Annotated in this window: 6 protein-coding genes and 1 pseudogene; 5 read left to right on the top strand and 2 right to left on the bottom strand. The window is 75.0% G+C overall.

Translation table 11 applies throughout. The features are described from left to right. Both ACWEN3_RS38135 and ACWEN3_RS38130 read left to right on the top strand, forming a co-directional pair. Positions 1 to 429: substrate-binding domain-containing protein (locus tag ACWEN3_RS38135; RefSeq protein ID WP_452980835.1), on the top strand; the 429-nt coding region annotated here is incomplete at its 5' end. A 77-nt stretch (positions 430 to 506) separates the two neighbouring features. Next, entirely contained in the window at positions 507 to 1,598 is a 1,092-nt protein-coding gene (locus ACWEN3_RS38130) for an aldose epimerase family protein (RefSeq protein ID WP_452980832.1), read from the top strand. Between the two features lie 442 nt (positions 1,599 to 2,040). Here ACWEN3_RS38130 and ACWEN3_RS38125 read toward each other — a convergent pair whose 3' ends face one another. Next, positions 2,041 to 3,042, bottom strand: a complete 1,002-nt coding sequence (locus ACWEN3_RS38125) for an NAD-dependent epimerase/dehydratase family protein (RefSeq protein ID WP_452980829.1) — start codon at positions 3,040 to 3,042, stop codon at positions 2,041 to 2,043. A gap of 426 nt (positions 3,043 to 3,468) precedes the next feature. Between ACWEN3_RS38125 and ACWEN3_RS38120 the strand changes: the two are divergent. After that, positions 3,469 to 3,771: pseudogene (locus ACWEN3_RS38120) on the top strand (aminoglycoside phosphotransferase family protein); the annotation flags it as partial. A gap of 8 nt (positions 3,772 to 3,779) precedes the next feature. On the opposite strand, the gene treZ reads toward ACWEN3_RS38120, so the two are convergent. Beyond that, entirely contained in the window at positions 3,780 to 5,525 is a 1,746-nt protein-coding gene (treZ, locus tag ACWEN3_RS38115; protein WP_452980826.1) for a malto-oligosyltrehalose trehalohydrolase, read from the bottom strand. A gap of 200 nt (positions 5,526 to 5,725) precedes the next feature. On the opposite strand from treZ, the gene ACWEN3_RS38110 reads away from it, so the two are divergent. Both ACWEN3_RS38110 and ACWEN3_RS38105 read left to right on the top strand, forming a co-directional pair. Then, a complete protein-coding gene (locus ACWEN3_RS38110; RefSeq protein ID WP_452980823.1) occupies positions 5,726 to 6,277 on the top strand; it encodes an FHA domain-containing protein in 552 nt (183 codons plus the stop codon). Positions 6,278 to 6,384: 107 nt separating this feature from the next. After that, a partial coding sequence (locus tag ACWEN3_RS38105; RefSeq protein ID WP_452980820.1) for an SSI family serine proteinase inhibitor occupies positions 6,385 to 6,610 on the top strand: 226 nt, incomplete at its 3' end.

Genomic DNA, 6,610 nt, shown 5'->3' with positions numbered 1-6,610 from the left:
TGGCGGGAGGCGATCGCCGGGGCCGGTCTGGTGCCGGACGAGTCCCTGGTGGTGGCCACCGAGGGCTACGACCGGGCCGACGGCGCCGCAGCGATGGCCGCCCTGCTCGACCGGGACGAGCGGCCCGACGCCGTCTTCGCCTACAACGACCTGGTCGCGCTCGGCGCCATGCGCACCCTGGTCGAACGCGGGCTGCGGGTGCCCGAGGACATCGCGGTGGTGGGCTTCGACGACATCGAGGAGGGGCGCTACGGGGCGGTCTCGCTGAGCACCGTCGCCCCCGACAAGGCCGGCATCGCCCAGCTCGCCGTGGACTGCCTGGTGGCGCGGATCGCCGCCCGGGACCAGGACACACCGTCGGCGCCCCGCCGGATCAGGCCCGGCCACCGGCTGATCGTGCGCGAGTCCACCGCGATCCGGCGGGGCTGACCGGCCGTACCCCCTTCACGCCGCCACTGACGTGCGCCGGCGTACGCCGACGTGCCCCGACCACACCGAGGATGACGATGCCGAAACCCCACTGCACCCTGACCGAGACCCCGTACGGCAGCGCGCCCGACGGCACACCGGTGCACCGCTGGCGGCTGGAATCCGGCAGCGGGGTCGGCGCGGACGTGCTCACCTTCGGGGGCACCGTGGCCGCCCTGCGCGTGCCGGCACCCTGCGGACGCGTCGCCGACATCGTGCTCGGCCTGCCGGGCATGGCGGAGTACGCGGCCCCGCACCCGTACTTCGGCGCCCTGGTCGGCCGCTACGCGAACCGCATCGCGGGCGGCACGTTCACCCTCGACGGCGAGACCCGCCGTGTCCCCGCCACCGACCGCGGCCACGCCCTGCACGGCGGCCCCGACGGCTTCCACCGACGCGTCTGGCAGGCCGGACCGGCCGCGGCCGACGGCGGGGACCTGGCCGCGCTCACCCTCCGACTGCGCAGCCGCGACGGGGACATGGGCTTCCCCGGCGCCCTGGACGCCGAGGTCACCTACAGCCTCGACCGCGACGGCACCCTGGCCGTCGACTACCGGGCCCGCACCGACCGCCGCACCGTGGTGAACCTGACCAACCACTCCTACTTCAACCTCGCCGGCGCCGGCAGCGGCGACGTGCTCGGTCACACCCTGCAACTCGACTCCGACGCCTACCTTCCGGTGACGGCCGAGGCGATCCCGCTCGGCCCGCCCGCGCCGACCTCGGGCACCCCCTTCGACTTCCGCTCGGCGCACCCGATCGGCGAGCGGATCGCCGAGGACGACGTGCAGCTCACCGACGCGGGCGGCTACGACCACTGCTGGGTGCTCGAACCGCCCTGCGCAGCGGGCGAGTTGCGCCGGGCCGCCAGGCTCGCCGACCCCGACAGCGGCCGGCGGCTGGAGGTGTGGACCACCGAACCGGGCATCCAGGTCTACACCGGCAACGGCCTGGACGGCTCCTTCACGGGCGCCGACGCCAAGCCCTACGACCGCCACGGCGCCGTGTGCCTGGAGACCCAGCACTTCCCCGACTCGCCGAACCGCCCGGAGTACCCGAGCACCGTGCTGCGGCCGGGGGAGGAGTACCGCAGCCGCACCGAGTTCCGCTTCCCGCACCTGACGGCGTGACCTCGCGAGCCTCCTGAGTACGGTCCCCGGCTGTCGGGACCGGTGAGGCGCGGTCTTCGGGTCTCGAACGAACTCCCCGCGAAATCCCTGCTGATCGTGCTCGTCGCGGCCCTCGCCCTCACCATCACCGCGCCGTCCCCCGCGCGCGCCGCGGGCACCCTGCTCTCGCGGGGGAAGACCACCACGGCCTCCTCCACCAGAACTCCGTCCCGCAGCAGTTCAAGGTCCTGGCCCGGACCCAGGCGCCGTACCGGGAACATCTTCGGGTGCGCCGGGTCGCTCGCCGCCGACGCGAGCCTGTGCGCCGCGCTCGACCGGTCGGCCTCCCGTACGACGACGTGGCCGGTCAGGCCGCGTACGCCGCGATGCAGAACCCGCAGTGGATGGAGGTCGCGGTCGGCTACCGAGCCGTGTCCCGCGGTGTCGCTCGGGCCTGCCGGGGTCACCCCTCGCGCAGGCCCGCGCACGCGAACTCCCGCATGCCCTCGGCGAATCCGACCCGGGGCTTCCACCCCAGCGCGGCGCGCAGGCGTGCGGAGTCCGCGGTGATGTGCCGTACGTCCCCCAGCCGGTACTCCCCGGTGACGACGGGTTCCGGACCACCGCAGGCGGCGGCCAGCTCCCGGGCCATCTCGCCGACGGTACGGGGTTCACCGCTGCCGGTGTTGTACGCGGTGAGGGCTCCCGGGGTCGGCTCCGCCTCCAGCGCCGCGACGTTCGCCGCGGCCACGTCCCGCACGTGCACGAAGTCCCGCCGCTGCCGGCCGTCCTCGAACACGCGGGGGGCCTCGCCGCGGGCGAGCGCGGAGCGGAAGAAGGAGGCGACCCCGGCGTACGGGGTGTCGCGGGGCATCCGGGGCCCGTACACGTTGTGGTACCGCAGTGACACCGCCGTCCCGCCCGTGCAGCGGGCCCAGGCGGCGGCCAGGTGCTCCTGGGCGAGCTTGGTCGCCGCGTACACGTTCCTGGGATCGGCCGGGGCGTCCTCCCCGACCAGGCCGGGGACGAGGTCCTCACCGCACGCCGGGCACCTCGGCTCGAAGCGTCCCTCGTCGAGGTCGGCCGGCGAGCGCGGACCGGGCCGCACGACCCCGTGCCGCGGGCACGCGTACCGGCCCTCGCCGTAGACGACCATCGACCCGGCGAGCACCAGGCGCCGCACCCCCGCCGCCGCCATCGCGGCGACCAGCACGGCCGTACCCAGGTCGTTGCGCGAGACGTACTCGGCCGCGTCGGCGACACCGTTCCCCAGCCCGACCATCGCCGCCTGATGGCACACGGCCTCGACCCCGGTCAGGGCCCGGGCCGTCGCCTCCGCGTCCCGCACGTCCGCGCCGGAGTCCTGCCGGACGTCGTACACGACCGGCTCGTGCCCGTTCTCCCGCAGCGCCTCGACGACATGGGACCCGATGAACCCGGCACCGCCGGTGACCAGTACACGCATACGTGCACGCTAGACGGCGAGGGCGCCTCGCCCGCGGAACGCGCGCACCACGTCACGACTCCGTAAGACGCCCCGGGACCGTCCGGTACCGCGTCAGCCGAGGCACAGCACGAGCACACACAGCTGCGTCGGCGACGTCGAGGCACGCGCGGGGCCGGTGCTGTGGGGGGTGCCGGAACCCGGGTCGGCGGCGGGCGCGGGCGTGGAGGTCCGCGGCGCCGGCGCGGCGGGGGCGGAGGCCGCATGGCGGGTGGCGGACGCGGGGGTGGTGCGCTGCTGCGGGGCGGCCGCCGTGACCGGAGCGGGCGGCGCGGCCGGCCGGGCGTACGACGGCGTCGGCCGGGACTGTGTCAGGACGGACTGCTGCCGGGGGGCTCCGGTGCCCGGTGTCCGCGCCGCCGGGGTGGAGTGGGACGCGGAGTGCGTGACGGGCGGAGCCGACTCCGAAGGGGGGTGCTCGGCGATCCCGCCGAGGACATCGCCGGACTCGCCGTCGCCGTCAGCTCCCCGGCGGCCGTCCGCGCCGCCACCCTCGCCGGCTACGGCGCCCGCCCCTGCCTGCGCGGCCTGTGGCTCGCCCGCTGCGACACCGTCATCCGCCTCACCGACCACCTCGACGGCCGGGCGGGCGGCTCCCCGGCCCTGCTGCGGACCCAGCTGCGGCGGGCCTGGGAGCCGATCCTGCTGGAGCGGCTGACGGACTTCAAGGAGGGGGAGCCGGAGCCGTAGCGGCCCCCTCAGGGCTGGATCAGCACCACACAGGACTCCCCGGGCACCTGGAGCAGCCCGTCCGGGCCCGGCGCCCGGACCGGGTCCCAGGCCGCGAGGACCTCCACCCGGCCGTTGCCCAGCGGGATCGCCGCCTCCTCCTTGCCCAGGTTCACCGCGACCCGCACGTCCCCGCGCCGGAAGGCCAGCCAGCGGGCCTCCGCGTCGTAGGCCACCTTCGTGTCGGCGAGGTCGGGATCGGTGAGGTCCGGCTGCTCGCGGCGCAGCGCGATCAGCCGCCGGTACCAGTCCAGCACCCGCGCGTGGGGCTCGCGGTCCGGCTCCGACCAGTCCAGACAGGACCGCTCCCGGGTCGCCGGGTCCTGCGGGTCGGGTACGTCCTCCTCGGCCCACCCGTGCGCCGCGAACTCCCGCCGCCGGCCCCGCCGTACCGCCTCGGCCAGCTCGGGGTCGGTGTGGTCGGTGAAGAACTGCCAGGGCGTGCCGGCCGCCCACTCCTCGCCCATGAACAGCATCGGCGTGAACGGCGCGGTCAGGGTGAGCGTCGCCGCGCAGGCCAGCAGACCGGGGGAGAGGCGGGCGGAGAGCCGGTCGCCCTGGGCCCGGTTGCCGACCTGGTCGTGGGTCTGGCTGTAGCCGAGCAGCCGGTGACCCGCGACGCGGGCGCGGTCCAGCGGACGGCCGTGGTGCCGGCCGCGGAAGCTGGAGTACGTGCCGTCGTGGAAGTAGCCGCCGCCGAGCGTCTTGGCGAGCGCGGCGAACGGATCCCGCGCGAAGTCCGCGTAGTAGCCCTGGGAATCGCCCGTCAGCGTGGTGTGCAGGGCGTGGTGGAAGTCGTCGTTCCACTGCGCGTGCAGCCCGAGCCCGTGCTGCGCGCGCGGGGTGATGAACCGCGGGTTGTTCATGTCGGACTCGGCGACCAGGAACAGCGGCCGTTCCAGTTCCTCGGCGAGGCCGTCCACGGCCGCCGACAGCTCCTCCAGGAAGTGCAGCGCGCGCGTGTCGTACAGCGCGTGCACGGCGTCCAGGCGCAGTCCGTCGATCCGGTAGTCCCGCAGCCAGGCGAGCGCGCTGCCGACGAGGAAGGCGCGCACCTCGTCCGAGCCGGGCGCGTCCAGGTTCACGGCCGAGCCCCACGGGGTGGTGTGGGTGTCCGTGAAGTACGGCCCGAACCGCGGCAGGTAGTTGCCGGAGGGCCCCAAGTGGTTGTGCACGACGTCCAGGACGACGCCCAGGCCCAGCTCGTGCGCCCGGTCCACGAACCGTTTCAGCGCCTCCGGGCCGCCGTACGGCTCGTGGACCGCCCACAGCGACACCCCCTCGTACCCCCAGCCGTGCCGCCCCGGGAACGGGCACAGCGGCATCAACTCGACGTGCGTCACGCCCAGTTCCACCAGGTGCCCGAGGCGGTCCGCGGCCGCGTCCAGGGTGCCCTCGCGGGTGTACGTGCCCACGTGCAGCTCGTAGAGGACCGCGCCCGGCAGCTCGCGCCCCGCCCACGGGCCGCGCCACGTGTACCTCCCGTGGTCCACGACCGCGCTCAGCCCGTCGGGCCCGTCCGGCTGGCGGCGCGAACGCGGGTCGGGCAGCACGGGACCGTCGTCCAGCGCGAACCCGTAGCGGGCGCCGTCACCCGCCTCCGCCTCCCCCGTCCACCAGCCCGTGCGATCGGGATCGCGCGCCAACGCGCGCGTGCCGCCCTCGCAATGGAGCGTGACTCTGTCTGCCTGCGGTGCCCACACCTCGAACTGCACGGACGGTTCCCCTTCGTCTGCTCACCGTGATGTCCCGCGTCTCCATCGTGCATCCCGGACGATCAATCCGCTTTCGAATCCGGCCTTTCGCTCCGGGTGTCGTGCGATGTTTCCCGGCGGGCGGCGCGGAAGTACGCGCGCGTGGGCGCCGATTCCCCCTCTTCTGGACACCCGGGGGCGACTGACCGACAATCACCAGCGTGACGTCGTCCTTCGAGTTCTCCACCTACCCCGCGCGGCTGTCCGACGCGGAGCGCGACAAGGCACTGCAGGTGCTGCGTGACGGCGTCGCCATGGGACGGCTGTCGCACGACACGTTCGTGCGCCGGATGGAGCTGGCGCTCGCCGCCCGTCGCGCCGACGAACTCGCGGCCCTCGTCGCCGACCTGCCCCGCGAGAACCGCTTCTCGCGCGCGGTCCTCGGCACCGTCGGGGCCGTCTCCGGCTTCACCGTACGGCTGCGCCGGGCCTGGCAGGCCGAGCGGCTGCCCAAGCTGCTGCTGCCGCACCCGGAGCGCACCCACCCGCTGCGGATAGGCCGCGACCCGGCGAACGGGCTGCGGCTGAACCACGAGACGGTCTCGCGCCTGCACGCCGAACTCAGCCGCCACGGCGGCATGTGGATCCTCAGGGACCTCGGCTCCACCAACGGCACCACCGTCAACGGCCGCCGGGTGATCGGCTCGATCGTCGTCCGCGAGGGCGACCTGGTGGCCTTCGGCAGGGTGGCGTTCCGGCTCGCCCTGAGCTGAGCGCCCCGGCCCCACGGATTCGAACTGGCGCCCGGTCGCGCGCGTCCGCCGTACCGAACGGGTGAGCCGGACTGGGGAACGCGGCCCGCCCTGCCGATGCAACGGGCATGACGTACCTCACCAGAGTGACAGCGGTGGCCGGCGCCGTGCTGACGGCCGCCGGCCTCCTCGCCGCGGGCCCGGCCCAGGCCGCACCCCACGGCACCCGTCCCGGCGACTGGCTCTACCTGACGGTCACCAAGGGTGAGACCGCGGCCGGCGCCACGCGCGGCAGCCTGCTGCTGTGCGACCCGCCGCGGGGCCACGCGCACGCGGCCGCGGCCTGCGCCGAAC

The sequence above is a fragment of the Streptomyces sp. NPDC004561 genome (assembly GCF_053602155.1).
Note: the sequence above shows the minus strand (reverse complement) of the source record. Positions and strands in the feature narration are given on the sequence as shown.